This window comes from Allorhizobium ampelinum S4 (assembly GCF_000016285.1).
Taxonomy (GTDB): domain Bacteria; phylum Pseudomonadota; class Alphaproteobacteria; order Rhizobiales; family Rhizobiaceae; genus Allorhizobium; species Allorhizobium ampelinum.
On record NC_011989.1, the window covers coordinates 2626201 to 2649622 of the forward strand.

The 23422-nt window shown below is 57.5% G+C and carries 22 protein-coding genes; 18 read left to right on the forward strand and 4 right to left on the reverse strand.

Features of this window, described 5'->3' with window-relative positions:
- Window positions 1-322 precede the first annotated feature (322 nt).
- The 7 genes from lgt (at window position 323) to AVI_RS12540 (ending at window position 8737) form a co-directional block, all read left to right on the forward strand.
- Window positions 323-1186: a prolipoprotein diacylglyceryl transferase gene (gene lgt / locus AVI_RS12505; RefSeq protein WP_015916691.1), complete on the forward strand. Its 864-nt coding sequence runs from the start codon at window positions 323-325 to the stop codon at window positions 1184-1186.
- A 17-nt stretch (window positions 1187-1203) separates the two neighbouring features.
- Window positions 1204-2316 (forward strand): class I SAM-dependent methyltransferase, encoded by a 1113-nt coding sequence (locus AVI_RS12510; protein WP_041698131.1) that lies wholly within the window; start codon window positions 1204-1206, stop codon window positions 2314-2316.
- 161 nt (window positions 2317-2477) lie between these two features.
- The gene (gene pgeF, locus AVI_RS12515) at window positions 2478-3308 is read left to right on the forward strand and encodes a peptidoglycan editing factor PgeF (RefSeq protein ID WP_015916693.1); all 831 of its coding nucleotides are present in this window, start codon (window positions 2478-2480) and stop codon (window positions 3306-3308) included.
- A complete protein-coding gene (locus AVI_RS12520) occupies window positions 3305-4459 on the forward strand; it encodes a M24 family metallopeptidase (protein ID WP_015916694.1) in 1155 nt (384 codons plus the stop codon). Before pgeF ends, AVI_RS12520 begins: the two co-directional genes overlap by 4 nt.
- A 140-nt stretch (window positions 4460-4599) precedes the next feature.
- The gene (locus AVI_RS12525) at window positions 4600-5532 is read left to right on the forward strand and encodes a hypothetical protein (RefSeq protein ID WP_015916695.1); all 933 of its coding nucleotides are present in this window, start codon (window positions 4600-4602) and stop codon (window positions 5530-5532) included.
- A 1068-nt stretch (window positions 5533-6600) separates the two neighbouring features.
- Complete coding sequence (locus tag AVI_RS12535) at window positions 6601-7533, forward strand: ribose-phosphate pyrophosphokinase (protein ID WP_015916696.1); 933 nt, start codon at window positions 6601-6603, stop codon at window positions 7531-7533.
- 313 nt (window positions 7534-7846) lie between these two features.
- Window positions 7847-8737, forward strand: coding sequence for a hypothetical protein (locus tag AVI_RS12540; RefSeq protein ID WP_049777214.1), 891 nt, complete (start codon window positions 7847-7849; stop codon window positions 8735-8737).
- A gap of 26 nt (window positions 8738-8763) precedes the next feature.
- Here the strand turns inward: AVI_RS12540 and AVI_RS12545 are convergent, their stop codons facing one another.
- The 3 genes from AVI_RS12545 to AVI_RS12555 all read right to left on the reverse strand — a co-directional run bounded on the left by AVI_RS12545 (window position 8764) and on the right by AVI_RS12555 (window position 12080).
- Entirely contained in the window at window positions 8764-9132 is a 369-nt protein-coding gene (locus AVI_RS12545) for a DUF779 domain-containing protein (RefSeq protein ID WP_085946636.1), read from the reverse strand.
- Between the two features lie 291 nt (window positions 9133-9423).
- On the reverse strand, window positions 9424-10938 hold the full coding sequence (gene adh / locus AVI_RS12550; protein ID WP_015916699.1) for an aldehyde dehydrogenase: 1515 nt from the start codon (window positions 10936-10938) through the stop codon (window positions 9424-9426).
- A 185-nt stretch (window positions 10939-11123) separates the two neighbouring features.
- A complete protein-coding gene (locus AVI_RS12555; RefSeq protein ID WP_015916700.1) occupies window positions 11124-12080 on the reverse strand; it encodes a helix-turn-helix domain-containing protein in 957 nt (318 codons plus the stop codon).
- Between the two features lie 367 nt (window positions 12081-12447).
- Between AVI_RS12555 and AVI_RS12560 the strand changes: the two genes are divergently transcribed.
- From AVI_RS12560 to AVI_RS12585, 6 genes are all read left to right on the forward strand, one after another.
- Entirely contained in the window at window positions 12448-13050 is a 603-nt protein-coding gene (locus tag AVI_RS12560; protein WP_015916701.1) for a 50S ribosomal protein L25/general stress protein Ctc, read from the forward strand.
- Window positions 13051-13444: 394 nt separating this feature from the next.
- Complete coding sequence (locus AVI_RS12565; RefSeq protein WP_015916702.1) at window positions 13445-15847, forward strand: putative bifunctional diguanylate cyclase/phosphodiesterase; 2403 nt, start codon at window positions 13445-13447, stop codon at window positions 15845-15847.
- Window positions 15848-15969: 122 nt separating this feature from the next.
- A complete protein-coding gene (locus AVI_RS12570; protein ID WP_015916703.1) occupies window positions 15970-16656 on the forward strand; it encodes a substrate-binding periplasmic protein in 687 nt (228 codons plus the stop codon).
- 77 nt (window positions 16657-16733) lie between these two features.
- Window positions 16734-17438: an aminoacyl-tRNA hydrolase gene (gene pth / locus AVI_RS12575; protein WP_015916704.1), complete on the forward strand. Its 705-nt coding sequence runs from the start codon at window positions 16734-16736 to the stop codon at window positions 17436-17438.
- A 3-nt stretch (window positions 17439-17441) separates the two neighbouring features.
- Window positions 17442-18005, forward strand: coding sequence for a YcxB family protein (locus AVI_RS12580; protein WP_015916705.1), 564 nt, complete (start codon window positions 17442-17444; stop codon window positions 18003-18005).
- Between the two features lie 14 nt (window positions 18006-18019).
- Window positions 18020-18469 (forward strand): GNAT family N-acetyltransferase, encoded by a 450-nt coding sequence (locus AVI_RS12585; RefSeq protein ID WP_015916706.1) that lies wholly within the window; start codon window positions 18020-18022, stop codon window positions 18467-18469.
- Window positions 18470-18472: 3 nt separating this feature from the next.
- Here AVI_RS12585 and clpS read toward each other — a convergent pair whose 3' ends face one another.
- Entirely contained in the window at window positions 18473-18784 is a 312-nt protein-coding gene (gene clpS / locus AVI_RS12590) for an ATP-dependent Clp protease adapter ClpS (RefSeq protein ID WP_015916707.1), read from the reverse strand.
- A 154-nt stretch (window positions 18785-18938) separates the two neighbouring features.
- Between clpS and ychF the strand changes: the two genes are divergently transcribed.
- From ychF to AVI_RS12615, 5 genes are all read left to right on the forward strand, one after another.
- Complete coding sequence (gene ychF, locus AVI_RS12595; protein ID WP_015916708.1) at window positions 18939-20042, forward strand: redox-regulated ATPase YchF; 1104 nt, start codon at window positions 18939-18941, stop codon at window positions 20040-20042.
- Between the two features lie 154 nt (window positions 20043-20196).
- Window positions 20197-21693 (forward strand): hypothetical protein, encoded by a 1497-nt coding sequence (locus tag AVI_RS12600; protein ID WP_015916709.1) that lies wholly within the window; start codon window positions 20197-20199, stop codon window positions 21691-21693.
- A 48-nt stretch (window positions 21694-21741) separates the two neighbouring features.
- Window positions 21742-22212, forward strand: coding sequence for a MaoC family dehydratase (locus AVI_RS12605; protein ID WP_015916710.1), 471 nt, complete (start codon window positions 21742-21744; stop codon window positions 22210-22212).
- Complete coding sequence (locus AVI_RS12610) at window positions 22209-22694, forward strand: MaoC family dehydratase (RefSeq protein ID WP_015916711.1); 486 nt, start codon at window positions 22209-22211, stop codon at window positions 22692-22694. Before AVI_RS12605 ends, AVI_RS12610 begins: the two co-directional genes overlap by 4 nt.
- Window positions 22681-23160 carry a glutathione peroxidase gene (locus AVI_RS12615; protein WP_015916712.1) on the forward strand — a complete coding sequence of 160 codons (480 nt, stop codon included), beginning with the start codon at window positions 22681-22683 and terminating at the stop codon, window positions 23158-23160. The genes AVI_RS12610 and AVI_RS12615 overlap by 14 nt, the downstream gene beginning before the upstream one ends.
- The last annotated feature ends 262 nt before the right edge of the window (window positions 23161-23422 follow it).

A 23422-nucleotide genomic window follows, 5' to 3' on the forward strand; every position in this document is an offset into this window, starting at 1 on the left:
CCTTACGCTCCACCACAAGGCGCCCGACTGGGGCGCGGCATTCTCTGGAGGTAGGGATTCGAGGCAGGCTATGCAAGAGAAAACGCCCTGGGGATGATCGGTCTTTGCATTCACCGCCTCAACACAGGGCAGGACGTGCCAAACATCGCTCAAAAGCACCTGACCGCCCTTTGCACAGATCATTCCGGATCTCATGTCTTTTTTTAAGCTCTCGGTGCAATTTTCACCTTAATCAGAGCGGATCACATCCGTCAGGCAGATTCACCTTGACCAGCGCAAGCCTGCCCGCCATTTTTCGGAGAAATCGAATGAAAGCATATCCTTGAACACAGTAGCCAGCCTTTTCGCCATTCTGCCCTATCCGCAGATCGACCCGATTGCGCTCAGCATCGGCCCCGTTGCCATTCGCTGGTATGGACTGGCCTATGTTACGGGCATTCTCATCGGCTGGTGGCTGGCGCGCCGGATGATCGCCAATCTGTCGCTCTGGCCCGGCAACACCACGCCGATCACCGAAAAGCACCTGGATGATTTTCTGGTCTGGGCGGCGATCGGCATCGTGCTGGGCGGGCGGATTGGCTACATCCTGTTCTATGATCTGCAACCAGTGCTGGACAATCCGCTGGTGGCGCTGGAAATCTGGCGCGGCGGCATGTCCTTCCATGGCGGCCTGACTGGCGCGACGCTGGCAATGATCGTCTTTGCCCGCCGCAACGGTCTGCCCGTGTGGATGCTGTTCGACCTCGTAGCCTGTGTTGCACCCATCGGTCTGTTCTTTGGCCGGATCGCCAATTTCATCAACGGCGAATTGTGGGGCCGAGTAAGCGATGTAGCCTGGGCCATGCAATTCCCGACCGGCGGTCCCTTCACTCGCCATCCAAGTCAGCTTTATGAAGCAGCACTGGAAGGCCTCGTGCTGTTTGTGCTGCTGCAAGTGCTTGCCCGCCAGTTCCACGCGCTGAAAACCTCAGGCGTTATCAGCGGCGTATTTATCTGCGGCTATGCGTTGGCGCGTATTTTTGTCGAATTTTTCCGGGAACCAGATGAGCAGCTTGGCTATCTGGTAGGTGGCTGGTTAACCATGGGCATGCTACTCTCGCTGCCGATGCTGGCGCTGGGACTGTGGGCTATCTGGCGGGCAAGACGTGCCGGGCGCAGCCAAGAGCCGTCAGGACTAAAGGGATGAATCGGGAAACGCTGACCATGACCACCACGCTTGGTGACAAGATCAAGGCGCTCATCCGGTTGAACGGTCCGTTGAGCGTCACGGATTACTTTGCTCTCTGCCTGGCCGATCCGGAATTCGGCTATTACAAGACCCGTGAGCCGTTCGGCACCTCGGGCGATTTCATCACCGGGCCGGAAATCAGCCAGATCTTCGGTGAGATGATCGGGGTTTTCATTGTCCATGCCTGGCAGCGCCATGGCCTGCCCGCCCCCGTGCGGCTGGCCGAGGTCGGCCCCGGACGCGGCACGATGATGAGCGATATGCTGCGGGTGATCGCCCGGCTTGCCCCTGATCTCTACCGGGATTCCACCGTGCATCTGGTGGAAACCAGCGACCGGCTGCGCCAGATCCAGCGCAACAGCCTGGAACCGCATATCGAAAAGATTGACTGGCATGACAGCTTTGGCGATGTGCCGGAAGGCTTCGTGCTGGTGGTGGCCAATGAGCTGTTCGACGCCATTCCCATCCGCCAGTTCGTCAAGCTCGGCCCGCACTACCGCGAACGCATGGTCAGCCTCGGTTTAGACGACGAGCTGATCTTCTCGACCGGGGTTGCGACACTCGATCCGGCACTTTTGCCGCCGGGCGCCAGCGCCCAGCCTGATGGCACTGTGTTTGAGTTTTCACCTGCCCGCCGCGCGGTGATGGCGGCCATGTGCGAGCGGCTGAAGGCCGAAGGCGGGGCGGCACTGATCATCGATTACGGCCATATCTCCACCGGTTTCGGCGATACGCTGCAAGCCTTGCGCGCCCATGATTACGATCCGCCGCTGGCCAATCCCGGCATTGCCGACCTGACCAGCCATGTCGATTTCGAGGATCTGGCCCGCACCGCCCTTGCCGCCGGGATCACGCCCAGCGGTTGCCTGCGCCAGGGCGATTTCCTGCTCGGCCTTGGCATCAAGGAACGAGCCGGAATTCTGGGACGCGGCAAGGACGAGGCCACCCAGCTTGAACTGGCCGAGGCCGTCAACCGTCTGGCCGGTGCCGGGGTCGGGCGGATGGGCGAATTGTTCAAGGTGCTTGCCCTCTCCAGCCCCACCCTGTCGCTCGCCCCGTTCCGGCCCCTGCCCCAGACGGATCTTTAGCTCAGGCCGAGCTTTGACCCTGGCCGAGCTTTGACCCTGGATTGACAGATTACCGCAGTGATGGTCACATCCGGCCAAATCGCCGGATCTGACCACGCTGCGGGCAAAATCCTGGACATAATGCCGATTGATTCGGATTAAGACATGCGAAAGGGACACCGATGCCGTCCTCGACACACGATGTGGCCCACCTTCAGTCCGAAAACAAACCATCCCCCTTGCAGAGCACCCTTCTGGCTCCCTGCGGATCGGCCGGAGTCGTTCACGGCTTTTTCACCCGGCATGGCGGCGTCTCCACCGGCATTTACGCCGGGCTGAATATCGGGCTCGGATCAAATGACAATCCGGCGTATGTGCATGAAAACCGCGCCCGCGTCGCTGGCTGGTTTGGCCGGAAAGAGGCGGATCTTGTCACAGTTCATCAGGTCCATTCTCCTAATGTGGTGACGGTGACGGCACCTTTCGGTTCCGAACGGCCACAGGCGGATGCCATGGTCACAAATCAAACCGGCCTCATTCTGGGCGCGCTTGCTGCCGATTGCGGACCGATTCTGTTTGCCGATCCGGTCAACCGTGTCATCGGGGCTGCCCATGCCGGATGGAAGGGCGCGCTGACCGGCGTGCTGGAAAATACCATCGAGGCAATGATCGCGCTTGGCGCTGCCCGCGCCAGCATCGTCGCCACGCTTGGCCCGTCGATCAGCGCCAAAGCCTATGAGGTCGGCCCGGAATTCGTTGAACGGTTTCTGGCCCATGATCCGGCCTATCAACGGTTCTTCACGCCTTCGACCAAACCCGGTCATTCAATGTTCGACCTGCCGGGACTGACCGTGAAGCGGCTGACGGATGCCGGGATTGCCGCCGACATGCTCGGCCTCTGCACCTATGGCGACCCGGATCATTTCTTCTCCTATCGCCGCACCACCCACGCCAGCGAGCCGGACTACGGCCGCCAGATTTCCGCCATCATGCTTCAGGGGCCTCGTGTATGACATTGCATTTTTCAACTGCCGAATACGCCGCCCGGCTGGACCGCCTGACTGACAGGATGCGCGAACAGAAGCTGGATGCCATGCTACTGTTTGCCCAGGAAAGCATGTATTGGCTGACCGGCTATGACACGTTTGGCTATTGCTTCTTCCAGACACTGGTGGTGAAGGCCGATGGCTCGATGACGCTTCTGACCCGTTCGGCGGATCTGCGCCAGGCCCGCCAGACCTCAACCATCGATAATATCCTGATCTGGGTTGACCGTACCAACGCCGATCCGACCAGCGACCTGAAGGATCTGCTCAACGATCTCGACCTGCTCGGCTGCCGTCTTGGCATCGAATACGACACCCATGGCATGACCGGACGGGTCGCTCGGCTGCTGGACAATCAATTGCTGAGCTTCGGTGAATTGATCGACGCCTCGATGCTGGTCAGCGAATTGCGGCTGATCAAGAGCCCAGAGGAAATCGCTTATGTCGAAAAGGCCGCCAGCCTTGCCGATGACGCGCTGGATGCCGCCCTCCCGCTGATTTCAGCCGGGGGCGATGAAGCTGCCATTCTCGCTGCCATGCAGGGTGCGGTCTTTGCAGGTGGCGGTGATTATCCGGCTAATGAATTCATTATCGGCTCCGGCCAGGATGCGCTGCTGTGCCGCTACAAGGCAGGCCGCCGGACGCTGTCGGCCAATGACCAGCTGACACTGGAATGGGCCGGTGCTTCGGCCCATTACCATGCCGCGATGATGCGCACCGTGCTGGTCGGCGAACCATCGCCTCGCCACCGCGAGCTTTATGCCGCCTGCCGGGAGGCGATCCAGGAAATCGAAACCGTGCTGCGGCCCGGCCATACATTCGGCGACGTGTTCGAGACCCATGCCAGAGTGCTGGACGAACGAGGCCTGACCCGCCACCGGCTAAATGCCTGCGGTTATTCACTGGGCGCCCGCTTCTCCCCGTCGTGGATGGAGCACCAGATGTTCCATATCGGCAATCCGCAGGAGATCCTGCCCAATATGTCGCTGTTCATCCACATGATCATCATGGATTCCGAACGCGAGACCGCGATGACGCTCGGCCACACTTATCTCACCACCGAAGGCGCGCCACGCGCGCTGTCGCGTCATCCGCTGGATCTGATCGTCAAGGCGTGAGCATCTTCGATGCCCTGACATCAAAGATGCAATTCTGTCGATAAAAGGCGACATATAGGTCGCGTTTGAAGCAAAATTTAACGTTTTAGGAAGATAATCGCGGGATTCTCATACGAACGCAGCCGTTAAGGAGGCAGCCAATGAGACGTCCCGCTTCCAGCATTGGCTCCGCGCTCGTTCTGGCCCTTGGTGGTCTGGCCTGCGCTGGCTTGGCCAGTACGGGTCTGGCCGGTTGCAGCGTCTCCGACACGCTGACGCCACCCGTCGATGTCGGCACCAGCGGCTCGATCAGCAAGCCGCTGACCGGTGAAGACATGCAGACGGCCATGCGCCAGAATGAGGATGTCCCTCGCCGCCCGCATCGCACGATGCGTGAGCAAGCACCGGAACAGGCCTACTCCCCCTATCCGCAGTCGGAAAGCCAGTCCCAGCCACAAAATTCGCTGGAAGCCCAGGCGCAAGCCCTGCAAAACGGCTATAATCCTGTTGCCTCTGAGCCTCTGGACGGGCAGCCCCGCCGCCAGCAAAGCTGGCAGCAGCCCGAACGGCAACAGAACCGGATGCACGAGCAGGCCGGGTCATCGGTAAGCCAATCGGAGCCTGAGGAACAGACCGCTCTCGCGTCGCAAACCGATGAGGAGGCCGCCGCCACCGCCTCGCCCGCACCCTCACAGCAAGCCTCGCTTGCACCGGCTGGCGATGCCGGACCGGACTCGATCCGGTTCCTGCCAATCATCGGCGCGCCAGTTGAGGCCGTGACCCCGCTATCGCGCCAGTTGGGGGCCGAGGCCCGCGCCAAGGGCCTGATGATGCGCAGCTCCAGCGGCGAACAGGCCCGCCATATCCTCAAAGGCTATTTCTCCGCCTATGGCGAAGGCGGCAAGATTACCGTCGTCTATGTCTGGGATATTCTCGACGCCAGCGGCAACCGCCTGCACCGCATCCAGGGCCAGCAAACCGTACCAGGTAAAGCCCAAGACCCCTGGGCCGCCGTCCCCGCCTCCGTCATGCAGATCATCGCCAATAAGACGCTTGAGGAATATGTTGACTGGCGGGCGAAAAATACGGGGTGACGGTGGAAACAGGCGGGTTAATTTGGTGGGAAGTGAGACCATGGAGTGGAGATGGCCGGGTTTAGGCTTTTGGTGCGTTCCAGCCGTGACTATTATTGGTTCAAATTAGACATATTTGGTCCACAGCGCGAGATGGATGCCCACTGGGATAGCGACCGAATTCGGAACCGTTGTAAGAAAAACAATAGAAAAAATTTTATTATTACATTTCAATTGCTTGTTGACAATTTCAATTAAATTTGCTACCAAATTATTAAGACTGAGCTTGGCACTAATCTTTCCGTCCAACCTCTTCTGCCTTGTATGGGCGTGTCCATTCATTCAAGACCTCTGCAAAGATCTGTCAATTACAATAATAATCGACCTTCTCAAGGAGCTGCGAATGAATAAGTACGTAAAATTTGGTGTTTTCCTACTCACGGCACTGCGGGCGTCTTGAGAACAACGAGTGGGCACGCCTCTATCATCAAGGTCGCGGTCGGAAAGAGCTGGAGATGCCGTAAGGCGGGTCACTCCCGCCACCCGCACCAATACATAGCCTCGGCATTTCGTCACCCTCGGGCTTGTCCCGAGGGTCTGCTGTCGCTCAATAAGCCATTGACGTTGCTGAATTAAATTAATGTGCTTAGATGCTCGGCACAAGGCCGAGCATGACGTCGAGGATAAACGCAGGCGTTGTCAGCAGTCTGAACCATTTTCAATGATCTTTTGTGTTAATCATCGTGTGCAACAGCGGCTGCCGAGCTTGGCGGGCAACATTGGTCAAAGCTTCAGCGGTGATCCTAGCAAACGTCCATCAATAGCCCATTTCACCATGTCCATCAAATCCGCTCTTTTGCGCTCCCAATCCCGGTACATCTGGACCACCACTTGCAGGAAAATCACTTCGTTTACGAATTTCCGTGAGAACTGTCGCAAACCACTTGCATTCAGGGGCAAGGGCGCTAAAAAGCCCGCATTGCAGCGCCGCGCATGAAACAAGTGTGCTGGGGTCGGTTGTAACAGTTTTAATCCGGTGTGTGATGCCCAAGCGGGGTCGCGCATCGGGATGCAAACAGGCGGGCACAAATGAAGGTCTTCGCAGGTAATTCGAACCGGCAACTTGCTGAAGCGGTCTGTAAATATCTCAATGTTCCCCTTGGAAAAGCCAGCGTTCGCCGCTTTGCGGACCAGGAAATCTTCGTGGAAATCCAGGAAAACGTCCGTGGCGAGGATATCTTCATCGTCCAGTCGACGTCGTTTCCGACCAATGACCACCTGATGGAACTGCTGATCATGATCGACGCCTTCCGCCGCTCCTCGGCGCGGCGGATCACAGCCGTCATTCCCTATTTCGGCTATGCCCGCCAGGACCGTCGCGCCTCTGGCCGCACACCGATCTCTGCGAAGCTGGTTGCCAATCTGATCACCGAGGCAGGCGCCGACCGTGTACTGACGCTTGACCTGCATGCCGGCCAGATCCAGGGGTTTTTCGATATACCAACTGACAACCTGTTTGCGGCGCCGGTCCTCGCCCGTGACGTCAAGGAACACTACGACCTTGCCAATCTCATGGTCGTTTCACCTGATGTCGGCGGCGTGGTGCGTGCGCGTGCGCTTGCCAAGCGGCTGGACTGTCTTCTGGCCATCGTCGACAAGCGTCGCGATCGCCCAGGCGAATCCGAAGTGATGAACATCATCGGCGATGTCGAGGGCAAGGACTGTATTCTGATCGACGACATCGTCGATAGCGGCGGCACGCTCTGCAACGCGGCGGAAGCGATGCTGAACATGGGCGCGGCCAGCGTTACCGCCTATATTACCCATGGCGTACTCTCGGGTGGCGCAGTTACCCGCGTCACCTCCTCCAAGCTGCGCGAATTGGTGATCACAGATTCCATCCAGCCGACAGTCGCAGTGCAATCGGCCCATAATATCCGGGTGTTGAGCACCGCCACCCTGCTAGGCGAAGCCATCAACCGCACCAGTGCCGAAGCCTCGGTTTCCAGCCTGTTCGATTGATCGTCGCGACACGACTGCATTTCCATTCAGAAATGTGAAAAACAAAAAATAGAGCGTTTTCACATTTCGATGACAAACGGAAGCGCTCTGCGCGTTTTGCGATCGCGCCTTATTTCCTTCGGTGTGTGAAGGACAGCTTTTTCACGTCGATGCATAGCTTTTCGGTCGAGCGGGAATTGAGCATCGAGTCTATGTGACATTCTACACAAAACACCTAGGATCAAAACAGAATGGTTGCAGGCCGCTATTCCATTGATGAAAGGTTGAGCTTCGGATACCCTTCTATTTGCATTGAAAAAATGGCTCGGACACCATGACCTGCACGCAAGCTCAAGACGATATTCCTGTACAGCAACCGAAGCACCAGGCCATGCCTTTCACATCCGGCGCCATGCTATCCCATCCGCGGATTCATCCGATCATCCGCCTGCAGGCGGAGGCCTTTCTGAAACGGTTCGAGGAGCACCCTCAGATCGCCAGGGTTTTTGCCAGTCACCAGCGCTGGCTTCTCGGACAGATTGCCCTGATGCAATATTTTGAGGCGGGCCAGATCCTGCCTGCCCGCTATTTCGACTTTGTCGAAGCCACTGGCGTGGCCAGCCGCAATACGGCGGATGCATTTCTGAAGGAAATGGAAACCTACGGCATCGCCCGCGAAACAACCACCACCGACCGGCGCAGCAGACCGCTTGTGCCGAGCGAGGCCAGTCTCGGCAGTGCGGCGGGCTGGATGGAAATCCATCTGCGAAGTCTGGACGGGTTTGACGATGGCGCACGGCTGCAAAACTTCGAGGCCAATGGCCGGGACATGAGCAAGCTGCATCCGCTTGTCGCCTCCGCCTTCATGCAGACCCCTGAACTGCGCGAGCAGCCGAAGATTTTTGATCCCTTCGTCTGGTTGAACAACGGCAATATCATCATCGACTGGCTGATGGCCAAGAGCCAGGACACCGAGGCCGACGCTGAGCAGATTTTAATCGGCACCGTATCGATCCAGACCATGGCCGAGACATTCCACCTGTCTCGCTCACACCTCACCCGCAAACTGCTGGATGCAGCAAACGTCGGGACCATCGGCTGGAAAGGACGGCGCGGGCGCTCGGAACTCTGGGTTTCCAACCAATTCCGGCGAGAATATGAAAGGGCGCAAACCGTGAAGCTCGAGATTATCGACGCCGCCTGCGCCAAATGCGGCTTGCTATAGAGCGAGATGTCAACGCTTCGGCTAAATTATGAGCGGGCAGGCAAGGCGCAGACCTCACCCCCAAACAGCTTAGAGCGGGTCAGAAAGCGTTTTTCGCGGCCATTATCCAGTGAAAACATGCCCCCTCGCCCCGGAACGACATCGATAATCAACTGGGTGTGTTTCCAGACTTCATACTGGCTCTGATGGATATAGAAGGGCACGCCATCAATCTCGCCCAGCTTCACATCGGTGTCCCCGACGATATAATCATCGACAGGATAACACATCGGCGATGACCCATCGCAACAGCCCCCGGACTGATGAAACAGGATCTGCGGGTGATCCCGGCGGATCTCGCCGATCAAATCGATGGCCGCCGCTGTCGCGACGACCCTTGGTTCACCATCCAAAATCGTGTCCATAACTGCCTCGTTTCAAAGTGAAAGAAGTCCGTCTTGGCTTCGCCCCCCCCTCTTGCCTCTGCCGCCACTTTCTCCCCGCTGGGGAGAAGAATGCAAGAATCGCAAACCTTCGCGAATCCCATAAAACCAAGAACTCGACGGCTAAACCCGATTGGAAATTCGCCCCACTGTGGTGAAAATGGCTTCCGGCGAGAACCAGCGCGGAGCGTACATTTAGTACGTGAGCACTGGAAGCGCAGGCGGAAGACATTTGCAGCCCAGCGGGGCGGATTTACAACGGGTTTAGAAGAAGCCGAGAGCTTTGGGGCTATAACTCACCAGCATGTTCTTGGTTTGCTGATAATGGTCCAGCATCATCTTGTGGGTCTCGCGGCCAATGCCCGATTGCTTGTAACCGCCGAAGGCTGCGTGGGCGGGATAGGCGTGGTAGCAATTGGTCCAGACGCGCCCGGCCTGGATATTGCGACCGAAGCGGTAGCAGGTATTGGCATCGCGGCTCCAGACGCCGGCACCCAGGCCGTAGAGGGTGTCATTGGCGATTTCCAGCGCCTCGGCCTCGTCCTTGAAAGTGGTGACAGAGACGACCGGGCCAAAGATTTCCTCCTGGAACACCCGCATCTTGTTATGGCCCTTGAACACGGTGGGCTTGACATAATAGCCGCCTGCGAGATCGCCGGACAGGGTATTGCGATGGCCGCCGGTCAGCACTTCGGCGCCTTCCTGACGACCGATATCCATATAGGACAGGATCTTTTCGAGCTGTTCACTGGAGGCCTGCGCCCCGATCATCGTGCCCATATCCAACGGATCGCCCTGAACGATGGCCTCGACGCGCTTGATGGCCTTTTCCATGAAGCGGTCATAGATCTTTTCATGGACGAGCGCCCGGCTTGGGCAGGTGCAGACTTCACCCTGGTTAAGGGCAAACATCGCAAAGCCTTCCAGAGCCTTGTCGAGATAATCGTCATCTTCGCGCAGCACATCCTCGAAGAAGATGTTGGGCGATTTTCCGCCCAGTTCCAGCGTCACTGGAATGAGGTTCTGGCTTGCATATTGCATGATCAGCCGACCCGTCGAGGTCTCGCCGGTAAAGGCGATCTTGGCGATGCGCGGACTGGAGGCCAGCGGCTTGCCGGCTTCCAGGCCAAAGCCATTGACGATATTGAGCACGCCGGGTGGCAGGATGTCGCCGATCAATTCGGCCCAGACGAGAATCGAGGCGGGGGTCTGCTCGGCGGGCTTCAGCACGACGCAATTGCCAGCAGCAAGAGCGGGAGCCAGCTTCCAGGCGGCCATCAGGATCGGGAAGTTCCAGGGAATGATCTGGCCGACGACGCCAAGCGGCTCGTGGAAATGATAGGCGACCGTATCGTGGTCGATTTCGCCAATCGAGCCTTCCTGAGCGCGCACGCAGGCAGCAAAATAGCGGAAATGATCGACAGCCAGCGGAATATCGGCAGCCATGGTTTCACGCAGCGGCTTGCCATTGTCCCAGGTTTCGGCCCGGGCCAGAAGCTCTAGATTGCTTTCCATCCGGTCGGCAATCCGGTTCAGCATATTGGCGCGCTCGGCAACCGGGGTCTTGCCCCATTTGTCCTTGGCGGCATGGGCAGCGTCCAGTGCCAGATTGATGTCGCGCTCATCGGAGCGGGCGATATCGCACAGCTTGCCGCCGGTGACCGGGGTGGTGTTTTCAAAATACCGGCCGCCCACCGGCTCACGCCAGTCGCCACCGATGAAATTGCCGTATTTCAGCTTGAACGGGGTGCTTGCCGTGGTTTGAACCTGAATGTTCATCTCTCATCCTCCCTGATGAAGGTTCCCTTGGTGATGTTTGTCTTTGGGGAAAACCGGTCCTCCACTTTTCCCTGACAAACTCCAGAACCGTAGTTGGAAGATGCACCCCGCTGCGGCCGGATACCAGCCAAGCTTCGCAATGCCGCAGCGCACAGTGTCGCATCCCTGCGACACTGCTGCGTGCATTAGTGAATATTAAAACGCTTCATCTTGCGATGCAGGGTTGCGCGACTGATGCCCAGCAATTGTGCCGCCTGGGAGACATTGCCTTTGGTACGCGACAGAACCCGACGCAACGCCGCTCGTTCCGCTTCATGCAGATCATCCCCCTCTTCCCCGCGCTTTTCCTTCAAGGCATCGGCAGCGGGCAGGCCGGCGGCGATGGCCTGATCGTCGATCTGCAACGCCAACCGCGCTGCTCGCGTCGCGCCCAACACCAGATCGTCACCGTCAACGGCCAAAAGTGCCGTGGGATTGGCGACCGTGGGGATCATGACGATGCGCGCACCCGCAAAGGCCATGCGAAACAGGTTGACCTCAACACGGAGTGCTGCATCGCGCACCGCCTGGGCGAGAATGGTCATCGACAGATCCGTCACATCATGGCGGCAGGTGGAAATGTCGAGCGCGGCGGCAATCTGGCCGCGATGGTCGCGGATTGGCGCCGTGGTGCAACTCAGTGCGATATTGGCGGAGAGAAAATGCTGGTCGCGGTGGATGATGACCGGGCGCTCGTCAGCCAGCGCCGTGCCGATGCCATTGGTGCCGACGCTGGCTTCGCTCCATTCCGTCTGCTGCCAAAGGCCAAGCCTGCGAAAATCACCGTCATCGCCCGCAGCACTGCGGCGTTCCAGCACCACACCATGGCTGTCAGCCAGCACTAGGCAGCAGCCGGAGCGCCCGACCGTCGAAAACAGCCGGTCCAATTCCTCCGCGCTGGCGGCAATCAGGTGATCCATACGTTGGCGCGCATCACGGAAAGCCGCCGCGTCCAGGGTGCGCGGCATGGCCGCCTGTTCAGGGTCTAGCCCGTGGACATCAAGGCAGCGCCGCCAGGAGGCGGCAATCGGCGACCTGGCCGCCTTCGATCCCTGCAACGCAGTCGAATAGACCGTATCGGCATGTTTATAACCGACGCTCATATGCTCCTCCCAAAGCAAACTCACATCCCTCTTCGGATATCATGGACCTTTGCGGGCAGGATGGCAATCGGCAGGATTGACGCGCCTTGCAGCAAAAACCGGTGGTCCGGTTCCGTCCTATGCTCGAAAAAAGCCCGAGAAAGCTTGCATCCACGGCACTTTCATACTATAGCGCCCCCGTCCGCGCAGACACCCTTGGAGGCAATGCGGATGAAATTGTGACGGCTGCTATATGTTTCCTTCAATCCTGAACGGTTGGAGTGAAATGATGCGGCAGATTTAAAAACCGGCACCGTTTCCAGTTTCAATCCGGAATTTCAAAGACAAAACCGGCTGAAACTCTCCAGTAACATCGAAAGGAAATGCCATGAGCCACGCATCTTACGAGCTCAAGGCCGAAACGCGCGAACGGGTTGGTAAGGGGTCCTCCCGTGAACTTCGCCGCAACGGTCTCATTCCCGCTGTCATCTATGGTGACAAGCAGGCTCCTATTGCCATCACCCTGAACACCAATGAAGTCACCAAGCGTATTCATGCTGGCGGTTTCATGACCACGGTGGCGACCATTGAAGTCAACGGCGAAAAGATCCGCGTCCTGCCCAAGGACTACCAGCTGGATCCAGTCCGCGACTTCACCATGCATATCGACTTCCTGCGCGTTTCGGCAAACAGCCAGGTCACGGTTGCCGTGCCTGTCCGTTTCGTCAATGAAGACAAGTCCGCCGTCAAGACCGGCGCTGTCCTCAACATCGTGCGCCACGACGTCGAGTTGCAGGTTCCGGCCAACAACATTCCAGAAGCCATCACCTTCGATCTGGAAGGTCTGAAGATCGGCGACAGCGTGCATATCTCTGCCGTGAAGCTGCCTTCTGGTGTGACCCCTGTGATCACCGACCGCGACTTCACGATTGCAACTCTCGTCGCTCCAGACGTTGACGTTGCCGACGAAGAAGAAGCAACCGAAGAATAATTGCTCCATTCCGTTGGAGCGATCGATAAACCCGCCCCTTACCGGGCGGGTTTTTTTGTGCCTTCAGATATCCGGTTCATGATAAAACTTTACGGCAAAAGCTATTACATCGGGACGGCCCATCGAACCGTGTTCTTTTCGTCCATAGCGGGTAGCATTGCACGAAAGTCGCAAATAACTTTGCGTAAAGTTGCAAATCTCCTTTACGACTTCAGTCATCGTTAACGTATCGCATGGAATCCTGCCCCCAAATAAGAGAAGAACCAGGGGCCGTGGGGTTGTATTGTTTCATCCCTATTCATTTTTCAGCACCGCTCACCAAATACGATGGAAAAATGTTTAATATTACATCTATTGGTTGCTATCTGAGTTTGCACACTGTCGGATGCGATCCATGACCCGGTCCGTGGAACAGCGTTTCCTTGCGCTGGTGGCTGGAACAGTGTTCGTCTGTGTGGTCCCGCTGTTTCTGCTGTTTCTCTGGCTGTCGTCACAACGGGCCGAAACCGATCAGCAAAATAGTATAGCTGTCCTGTTGGCTGCCAATGCCCAGGCACTCGCCAAGCCACTTTGGGATTTCGATGCTGAGAGTGTACGCCAGATCAGTGCAGCGCTGGTCTCCGGTGGCGAGGTCATCAGGGTCGAAGTTTCCGACCCGACCGGCAATATCCGCATTGACATGCCGCAAACATTTGTCCCGGCAAAGACATTTTCCTCCCTATCGCAAACCATCATCTACCAGCATCAGGACGGACCGAAAACCGTTGGCACCATTACGCTTTCCTTTCAAAAGCATGGCCTGTTTGCCAGCATTCGCCGGACCGAAGGCGTGTTTATCGCCATCTTCATCCTGTCCATGCTGGTGGTGATTCTGGCCGCCATCGTCGGCAACCGGATGATGGTCATGAGACCGCTGACGCAGCTGACCGCCGCCATCGAAGCCACGCGACGTCTGGGTTCGCGACGTTCGGTCGACTGGCATTCAAACGATGAAATGGGTCGGCTGGCGCAAAGCTTCAACGCCATGCAATCAAAGCTTCAGCAGGAAGAAATCGAGCTAAAACAGGCACACCGGCTGGCAACCGACATCTACCATGCGACGCCCGCCATGCTGTTTTCTGTCGATGCCGATGACCGCATTACCGGCATCAGCGACTACTGGACATCGGTGACAGGCTATCACCGCGAAGATATCATCGGTCTCAGTTTTGAAAGCCTGATCACAATTGAGGCCCGTCAGGCCTACCGCCAAGTCAAACAGAATGGTGAGGCTGGCCTGCAACAGCAATATACCACCAAATTCGTCTGTGCCGATGGACGGATCATGGATGTCCTGGTCGTCGAATCCGGCAATGCCACACCGATGGCGCAGTCCAACCTTTCGCTGAGCGTCATGACTGACATCACCGCCCTCAAACAATCGGAGGCACGCAACCGGCGCCAGGCAATGACCGATCATCTGACCGGGCTTCTCAACCGTCAGGGTTTCGAGAACGAACTGGATGTGCAGATCGAGGCAACCGACCGCCAGGGCGGTTCCCTTGCCTGCCTGTTCGTCGATCTCGACCGGTTCAAATGGATCAATGACAATCTCGGCCATCATGCCGGCGACACGACCCTGAAAATTCTGGTGGACATGATCGTCCACCTCCTGCCGGAAAACTCGGTGGCCGCCCGCATCGGCGGAGACGAATTCGCCATCCTGCTGCGTGCCAACGATTGCGAAACAGCCGCCCGCGCCGTGGCCAACGATATCTGCGGGATTTTCGAAACTCCCTTCATCGTCAAGGGGACCGCCACAAGGCTGAGCGCCAGCATCGGCATCGCGCTGTATCCGCAACACGCCGAGACAGCCACGGAACTGCTGCAAAAAGCCGACATGGCCATGTATAATCGCAAGCGCGACGGAAAGAACGGTTTCCAGATCTTCGACGATAGCATTGGCAATACCACCCGCCGGCGCGCCGAGATCGAGCAAATGATCGAGCAGGCATTGAGCAACGACTGGCTCGATGCGTTTTTGCAACCAATCATCGACCTGCAAAGCGGCAAGACGGTCGGCTACGAGGCCTTGATGCGCCTGCGCCACCCCGTCCACGGCATCATGGCGCCGACCGAAATCATCAGTCTGGCCGAGGAAACCGGTACCATTCACGATATCGGCAAGCAGGTTTTCGATAAGGCTCTCGATCACTTCACCCGGCTTTCCGCCCTCAGTGGCGACACCACCTCCTATCTGGCGCTGAATGTCTCGCCAACGCAGATCGATGCCAGCCTGCTGGTCTGGCTGGCCAGCGCGGTGCATCTTTTCAACATCGACCCATCGCGGATCATCATCGAGATCACCGAAGCGACGTTGCTGCACGACAGCCCACATATCCAGACCGTCCTCCAAAAAATCGGCGATTTTGGCTGCCGCATTGCGCTGGACGATTTCGGCACCGGATATTCCTCGCTCAGCTATCTCAGCCGCTTCCCGGTCAATATCATCAAGATCGACCAGTCCTTCATCCGCTCCATGACCGGCGATACCCTGGATCTGCGCGAGCGCAGCCGCATGTTGATCGAAGGCATTGCCGCTATTTCGCACAAGATGAAATGCACCGTGGTGGCCGAGGGCATCGAGACCAAGGAACAATGGCGGGCGCTACAGGCAATCGGTGTGGATTACGGCCAGGGCTATCTGTTCGACCGGCCATTGTCCTTCGAAGATCTGCAAGCCCGGTTCGGAGACAATAGCGCGACACCGCCGAAATCCACGCCCATTGCCAGGATTGGACATCGGACAACGGCTTAGGACGAGACAACCCAGGCTGCCATTTCAGCAGGACAAGCACAACCAAACGCAACGTGAGGAGGCCGAAAATGGGCTGTCGAAGAAGTGTATTGCGCCTTGCCGTCGTGTCCTCCTTGGTGTTCATGGCCGCCGCAGCCATGGCGCAAAACAGCATTGTCTTTACCACGGAAGATTACCCACCTTACAATTTCAGGGAAAACGGGGTGGACAAGGGCGTCGGCTACGAACAGGTCGAAATGATCATGAAGGGTCTGTCGATCCCTTATACCATCGAGATGATGCCCTGGGCCCGCGCCATCGCGATGGCCGAAACCGAACCGATGACCTGCGTGTTTACCGCAGCCCATATCCCTGAGCGCGAAGGCCGCTTCAAATGGGTCGAGCCGCTGGCCATCGATCGCAATATCATCATGAGCCGCAAGGGCTCCGGCATTCAGGTGCACAATGTCGAAGAAGCCCGCAAATATATTGTCGGCACCCAGCGCGACGACTACACTCAGGCTCTTCTGGAACGGCATGATTTTCCCAGGATCGACCTCGCCGCCAACCTCGATCTGACCATCAAGAAGCTGGAAAGCGGCCGGATCGACCTCATGCCGGTCTCGGAAAAATTCTATCACAAGCTGGTGGACGAAGGGCATCCGCTGGAACAGCAATTCGTGCTGACCGAGCAGAAATTCGCCATTGCCTGCAATAAATCCATGCCCGATGCCCTGATAGCGCGCATGCAGGACGGGCTCGATCGTCTGATTGCCGACGGCACGCAAGCCAGGCTTTCGCGAGAATATGGCCTGTTGCAGCCTCAATAGCACGCGCAATCGGGGTTGACATGGCCGGCATTTCGCTGTCGTGAAGACCAACCGAAATACCGTTCGTGGAAAATGCGATGATCGTTCTTGCAGGGCTTGGCAATCCCGGCTCCCAATATGCCGGCAACCGCCACAATATCGGCTTCATGGCGCTCGACGCCATCCATCGCCGCCACAGCTTTTCGCCCTGGTCGAAGAAATTCAAGGCCGAGATTGCCGATGGCACGCTGGCGGGCGAAAAAGTGCTGCTGATCAAGCCGCAGACCTTCATGAACCTGTCGGGCGAATCGGTCGGCGAAGCGCTGCGCTTCTACAAGCTTGGCCCCGAACAGCTGGTAGCGATCTATGACGAGCTGGATCTTCTGCCCGGCAAGGCCCGCATCAAGCTGGGCGGCGGCCATGGCGGCCATAATGGCATCAAATCGCTGGATGCCCATTGCGGCCTGAACTACCGCCGCCTGCGGCTCGGCATCGGCCATCCCGGCGATAAATCTCGGGTCCAGGCGCATGTGCTGGGCGATTTCGGCAAGCTCGACGCCGAATGGCTGGATCCTCTGCTGGAAACGCTGGCCGAAAACGCCGACATGCTAGTGCGCGGTGAAGACAGCCAGTTGATGAACAAACTAGCGCTTGCGACAGGGACGAAAGCGGACGAGGAAAAGCCCAAGCCGGCCAAATCCCACATTCATCAGGCTCGCAATGGGGTCCAGCCCAAAAAGCTGCCGGAAACCGGGCCGATGGCGGAGATGTTGAAGAAGATGTTTGGGCCGAAGAAGGATTAGGCAATGTCTGTTCAGGAGCAGGTAGACTGGGATATTTTCGATACTCTGACAGTCGACTGTCAGTTGACGGAAAGGGAAGTCACCGCAGGCAACAAGCTGAACTGGAAAAGCAAGTTTAAATTCAAAAAACTCTCAATATTTTACGTCTGCTATGTCGCCTTGATTTACATCCTGATGTTTTTGATTGATGCCAAACCAACATATTTCGATCTTTTGATGGTAGCGGCAGCAATTTTGGGGATCATAATTCTGGTATTATGCATCGTTCGGTTCACGTCCCAAAGGAGAGCAAAAACCTATTTCCGGGCGACGCCGTCTTCCCGCCGCCCTGCCAAAGTGGGCTGGGACGCGAAAGGATTTTACAGCGCCAATGCAACAAGCCGGACATTCCATGCTTGGAGCGATTTTATGTACTGGACCGAAGACACCGTAGTCCTGGTGCTGCTCTTTGCTGGGCCGCTGATGATCCCATTGCCCAAAAGCGCCCTGACAGATCGGCAATTGGAGGAACTAAAGCGCCACATTCAGACCGCCAAATTACCTAAAGCCAAACTGTTCCCCATTTGAGATAGAGATATCCCTTGTCTGAAACCGTAGTCATTCGCCCCGCAACGTTCGATGATCTGGAGGCCTTGCTGGCACTCTACAAGGACTTAAGCAGCAACAACGATTTTACCGACGTTGAACGGGTGCATAACACCTATGCAGCGATTCTCTCCCACCCTGGCCTGACGGTATTCGTTGCTCTCGACCGAGAAAGACCCGTAGCAACGGCTAGTTTGCTGATAACCCCCAACCTGACGCGCGGTTGCCGACCTTATGCTCTGATCGAGAATGTCGTCAGCGCTGCGACGCATAGAGGCCAGGGCTATGGCCGAGCGGTCGTTCTCCATGCCATCGACGCCGCCTGGAATGCTGACTGCTACAAGGTCATGCTGCTGACAGGCAGCACACGTCCCGAAATCCACCACTTCTACGAAGCCTGCGGCTTTGTCCAGAACAAGACCGGCTATCAGATCCGCCGCACGTGAAGCCTATTCCTCCGGCTCAATGGTAAAGAGCAGCGGAAACCCTGCTTCCTTGGCCAGATCATTAGCCTCGGTGGATTTGGTCTCGGCGATATCCCTGGTGCAAACCACCACCACCGCAGAGCCGAAACGGTGAGCGGTCATCATCACCCGGTTGCCGGTTTCTTCGCTCATGCGGAACACGGCTTTCAGCACGATCGTCACGAATTCGCGCGGGGTGTAATCATCATTGGTCAGGATGACCTTGTAGAGCCTGGGCTGCTCCAGCTTTGGCCGGGTTTTGACCTTTGGCTGCCCGACAATGACTTTTTGAGGCATTGGCTACTCCCATCGGCACACGCTCGCGTTACCATAATGCGAACCGCTCCCGGCTTCAAGCAATTGGCGCCAAGAAGCGGCAAAGCCTTGACCGGGCCGCTCCATTCCCCCATAGGCAAGGCAACAAAACCTTTACTGAGCACGGAAAACACCCATGGGCTTCAAATGCGGTATCGTGGGACTGCCGAATGTCGGCAAGTCCACCCTTTTCAACGCGCTGACCAGGACGGCTGCGGCCCAGGCGGCCAACTATCCGTTCTGCACCATCGAGCCGAATACCGGCGAAGTGGCCGTGCCCGATCCGCGCATGCAGACGCTGGCCACCGTTGCGGGCTCGAAGGAAATCATCCCGACCCGGATTTCCTTCGTGGACATTGCCGGTCTGGTGCGTGGCGCTTCCAAGGGTGAAGGCCTGGGCAACAAGTTTCTTGCCAATATCCGTGAAGTCGATGCCGTCGTGCATGTGCTGCGCTGCTTCGAAGATGACGACATCACCCATGTCGAAGGCCGGATCGATCCAGTTGGCGACGCCGAAACCATCGAAACAGAGCTGATGCTGGCCGATCTGGAAAGCCTGGAGCGCCGCACCGAGCAGACCCGCAAGCGCGCGGCCTCCAAGGACAAGGAATCGATGACGCTGCTGCCTGTCATGGATGGTGCGCTGAAGCTGTTGCAAGAGGGCAAGCCCGCCCGCCTGCTGTTGGCAAGCCTTGATGCCGAGGAACGCGAGGTGCTGAAAAGCCTGAACCTGCTGACCTCCCATCCGGTCCTCTACGTCTGCAATGTCGCCGAAGCCGATGCCGTAACCGGCAATGCCCATACCAAAGCCGTCGAGGAAATGGCCAAGGCACAAGGGGCGGAAACCGTAATCATTTCAGCGGCCATCGAAGCCGAAGTGGCGCAATTGCCAGACGAGGAAGCGGTCGAATTTCTGTCGGCACTCGGGCTGGAAGAAGCAGGTCTCGACCGGCTGATCCGCGCTGGCTATCACCTGCTCGACCTGATCACCTATTTCACCGTCGGCCCCAAGGAAACCCGCGCCTGGACCATTCCGCGCGGCACCAAGGCACCCGCCGCAGCTGGTGTTATCCACACGGATTTCGAACGCGGCTTCATCCGCGCCTTCACCATCGCCTATGACGATTACATCACCTACAAGGGTGAAGTCGGCGCCAAGGAAGCAGGCAAGGGCCGTGACGAAGGCAAGGAATATGTCGTGCATGACGGCGACGTCATCCACTTCCGCTTCAACACCTGATCCATATTGCGACGGTCTAACAATCAATCACAAGCGGGACGCTCATTCAAAAGCATCCCGCTTTTATTTTGCCCTTTAAAACGGTAGCCAACTGGGCAATATCAACCTGTTGGAGCGGTGTGGGTTACCGCCTCCTGCCATGAGGGGAGTGACTATGCGTTCGATATCCGTGCCTGTATTGTTTCTATCCGCTGTCCTGATGCATGGGCAGGCAAACGCCGCCGATGTTACCCCTAAGGGCGCCAAGGACCTCAAGCAGCAGCTTTTGTCCGCCCTGCCGGACGGCATGGTCAAGGATGCGAGCGCCATGACGGTGCGGGCGCGCAAGAGCGCCTATGAGGTCCGGGTCAATACCATTGCGCTCTTCGGCATCGAGGCGATCAAGTTCACCAAGGCCGTGGGCATCAGCCCGGTCGTTTCCCTCATTCGGCCGCTGGACGGTGGCCTGTGGCAAATCGACCAGGCAGGCGGGATCGATGTCAAAGGACAGACCAAGGAGAAAGGCCCCAAGTCCAACTTTCTCTTTTCGGTCGATTCCTACAGTATGACGGGCATCTACGATCCAACCATCACCTATCTACAGTCCGGCACCTACAAGACCGAGGACATGCGGCTGCGATTGCAGACGGGTGACAGTTCGACGGACATACGCCTGGGCACGATCAATTCCACAGTCCAGGGGGCGAAGGACGGTGATAAGACGATCACTGTTGCCAGCAGTGGCACATTTACCAACCTCGTTGAAGCCATCAGGGCTTCGAAAGCGGACCCTGCCGGTTTCCGCGCCGGTTCAGGCGAAAGCTCCGTGAAAATCGAAGGCGTTGCCTTCCAGCCGCTTCAGAAAATGATCGCGATCCTGGTCAAGAACTGGGACAAGTCGCCAATGGATGAGGCTGAAAAGCGCATTTTGATCCAGCTTTTCCGCTCGAATTTCCCGCTTTTCAAGACCATGTCCCAGACCGTTGTCTATCGCGACATGCAGGTCGAGACCCCGCAAGGGCCGTTCACCGCCAAGCGTTTCGGCATAGAGACCATGATCGACGGTATCAGCAATGGCGCCAGATTCGGCTTCGGCCTGGATCTCGTCGAGCCGCGGATGGTAGCGGGTCTTGTGCCGGCGGCCTATGTGCCGCTCATTCCACAGACCGCGACAATCAAGGTAGCGGTGCCCAGCGTCAACGCGGCGGATGGCATCAATTACCTGATGGACAATGTCGATTACGATCCCGCCCAGCCGCTGACACCGCCGCAAAAGAGCGAAATCAGCCGTCGCTTCTTTCCCGATGGCATCGCCACCATTGCCTATGACGGGACCCGCCTGGCATCTTCGCTTTACGACGTCACGGTTACCGGTAAAACCACCTTTGCCCTGACAGGCAACGACAAACCGCTGGTCGACGTAACCGTAACAGCACGCGATTTCGACAAGACCATTGCCTATCTCCAGACCAATGCCAAGCAAACGCCAGAGCTGGGCCAGACAGCATTTTTCCTGCTGATGGCGAAAGGCTTTGCCAAGACACAGGATGATGGCCAATTGCTTTGGCACGTGGAAACGGATCGCACCGGCCAGATCAAGGTCAACGGCAATGCTTTCAGTATTCCGGGTGCCGCTCCAGACCCCGCTCCAGGCACGCCTCCGGCACCGTAATTCTTGTATCTGTGCTATTAGGGTTCGGATACGCCCAGAGAGGATATTATGCAGACAGATAAATTATATTTTGAAGATTTTCCGGTTGGTACACGCCTGCCGCTTGGCCCCGTTACGGTGGATTTAAACGACATTATCCAGTTTGCCACAGAATTCGATCCGCAGCCGATGCATCTCGATGCGGAAGCCGGTGAGGCCAGCATTCTCGGCGGCTTGGCGGCCTCCGGCTGGCACACCTGCGGGCTTTTGATGCGGATGATGATCGACAGCTATATCCTGCGCTCCTATTCCGAGGGAGCGCCGGGCATCGACTTCGTGCAGTGGAAAACGCCTGTCCTGGCGGGTGATACCCTGAGTGGCTTTTCCCTGGTTGAAGAGGCCCGGCCATTGCGCTCGCGCCCGGGGATCGGTGTCATCACCAGCCGCCATGAGCTGGTCAACCAAAAGGGCGAAACCGTCATCGTCGCCCGCAATGCGGCCATGATGCGCCAGCGCCAACCGGCAGGAGACGTGGCATGAGAATGGTTGACCTGTTCCCCTTCGAGCAAAAAGTCGTGCTCGGCACCCGCCATTTCAACGCGGAGGACATTATCCGCTTTGCCACAAAATTCGATCCGCAGCCCTTCCATGTCGATGCGGAAGCGGCGAAGTCCTACGTCTTCGGCGGTCTCTGCGCCTCGGGATGGCATACCTGTTCGGTGTGGATGCGGACCTTTCTCGACTTCATGGGCGAAGCCAACGCCAAAGCCATTGCCGAAGGCGTGACACCGCCGCGGCTTGGCCCCTCGCCCGGCTTTACCGACCTGAAATGGCTGAAACCGGTCTATGCCGGGGACGACATTACCTATAGCCTGACGGCACAAAACAGCCGTGCGCTCAGATCGCGTCCCGGCTGGCACCTCCACGCCAGCGTTGCCGAAGGCATGAACCAACAGGGCGAGCCGGTGCTGCGTTTCGTCAGCACCGTTCTTGAACAGGAGAATGACAATGAACGTTCATGACTTTTCAGCCAAGGATATTACCGGTCGGGAGCGCAAGCTTGCCGAATTTGCCGGAAAACTGCTCCTGATCGTCAACACCGCCAGCAAATGCGGCTTCACACCGCAATATGAGGGCCTGGAGACCCTGCAAAAGCGTTTTCAGGACGATCTCGTCATCATCGGCTTTCCCTGCAACCAGTTCGGCGGCCAGGAACCGGGATCGGAAGCGGAAATTGCCAGCTTCTGCGACCTGAATTTCAAGGTCAGCTTCCCGATGTTTGCCAAGATTGATGTGAAGGGCAACGAGGCCCATCCTCTCTACAAATACCTGACCCACGAAGTGCGCGGCATTCTCGGCACCGAGGCGATCAAATGGAATTTCACCAAATTTCTGGTCGGCCGCGACGGCACCCCGATTGCCCGCTATGCGCCGATCACCAAGCCGGAAGAAATTGCCGATGATATTGCCAAGGCGGTGAAGGGCTAAGAACCTGTCGGGTTCGGTGTGAACCCTATACACATCATAACGGCTTTGATGCGCGGCTTACCACCCTCTGTCTTGCCGGACATCTCCCCCTCACGGGGGGAGATCGACGTGGAACTGGCCTCTCACACGTATACATTCAATTCTGTTTGGCAACAGGCTTGATGGGAAACGGACATGCACCACCATCCGATCTCCCCCCCTTGAGGGGGAGATGCCTGGCAAGGCAGAGAGGGGTAAGCCGCATCCGCCATCGCGTAATCAT

Excerpts from the sequence above, each read along its gene's own strand:
- AVI_RS12560 (WP_015916701.1), top strand. The coding sequence starts at position 12,448 with ATGAGCCACGCATCTTACGAGCTCAAGGCCGAAACGCGCGAACGGGTT.
- adh (WP_015916699.1), bottom strand. The coding sequence starts at position 10,938 with ATGAACATTCAGGTTCAAACCACGGCAAGCACCCCGTTCAAGCTGAAA.
- AVI_RS12570 (WP_015916703.1), top strand. The coding sequence starts at position 15,970 with ATGGCCGCCGCAGCCATGGCGCAAAACAGCATTGTCTTTACCACGGAA.
- AVI_RS12600 (WP_015916709.1), top strand. The coding sequence starts at position 20,197 with ATGCGTTCGATATCCGTGCCTGTATTGTTTCTATCCGCTGTCCTGATG.
- pgeF (WP_015916693.1), top strand. The coding sequence starts at position 2,478 with ATGCCGTCCTCGACACACGATGTGGCCCACCTTCAGTCCGAAAACAAA.
- AVI_RS12610 (WP_015916711.1), top strand. The coding sequence starts at position 22,209 with ATGAGAATGGTTGACCTGTTCCCCTTCGAGCAAAAAGTCGTGCTCGGC.
- AVI_RS12510 (WP_041698131.1), top strand. The coding sequence starts at position 1,204 with ATGACCACCACGCTTGGTGACAAGATCAAGGCGCTCATCCGGTTGAAC.
- AVI_RS12555 (WP_015916700.1), bottom strand. The coding sequence starts at position 12,080 with ATGAGCGTCGGTTATAAACATGCCGATACGGTCTATTCGACTGCGTTG.
- AVI_RS12615 (WP_015916712.1), top strand. The coding sequence starts at position 22,681 with ATGAACGTTCATGACTTTTCAGCCAAGGATATTACCGGTCGGGAGCGC.
- ychF (WP_015916708.1), top strand. The coding sequence starts at position 18,939 with ATGGGCTTCAAATGCGGTATCGTGGGACTGCCGAATGTCGGCAAGTCC.
- AVI_RS12540 (WP_049777214.1), top strand. The coding sequence starts at position 7,847 with ATGACCTGCACGCAAGCTCAAGACGATATTCCTGTACAGCAACCGAAG.
- pth (WP_015916704.1), top strand. The coding sequence starts at position 16,734 with ATGATCGTTCTTGCAGGGCTTGGCAATCCCGGCTCCCAATATGCCGGC.
- clpS (WP_015916707.1), bottom strand. The coding sequence starts at position 18,784 with ATGCCTCAAAAAGTCATTGTCGGGCAGCCAAAGGTCAAAACCCGGCCA.
- AVI_RS12535 (WP_015916696.1), top strand. The coding sequence starts at position 6,601 with ATGAAGGTCTTCGCAGGTAATTCGAACCGGCAACTTGCTGAAGCGGTC.
- AVI_RS12605 (WP_015916710.1), top strand. The coding sequence starts at position 21,742 with ATGCAGACAGATAAATTATATTTTGAAGATTTTCCGGTTGGTACACGC.
- AVI_RS12580 (WP_015916705.1), top strand. The coding sequence starts at position 17,442 with ATGTCTGTTCAGGAGCAGGTAGACTGGGATATTTTCGATACTCTGACA.
- AVI_RS12565 (WP_015916702.1), top strand. The coding sequence starts at position 13,445 with ATGACCCGGTCCGTGGAACAGCGTTTCCTTGCGCTGGTGGCTGGAACA.
- AVI_RS12525 (WP_015916695.1), top strand. The coding sequence starts at position 4,600 with ATGAGACGTCCCGCTTCCAGCATTGGCTCCGCGCTCGTTCTGGCCCTT.
- AVI_RS12520 (WP_015916694.1), top strand. The coding sequence starts at position 3,305 with ATGACATTGCATTTTTCAACTGCCGAATACGCCGCCCGGCTGGACCGC.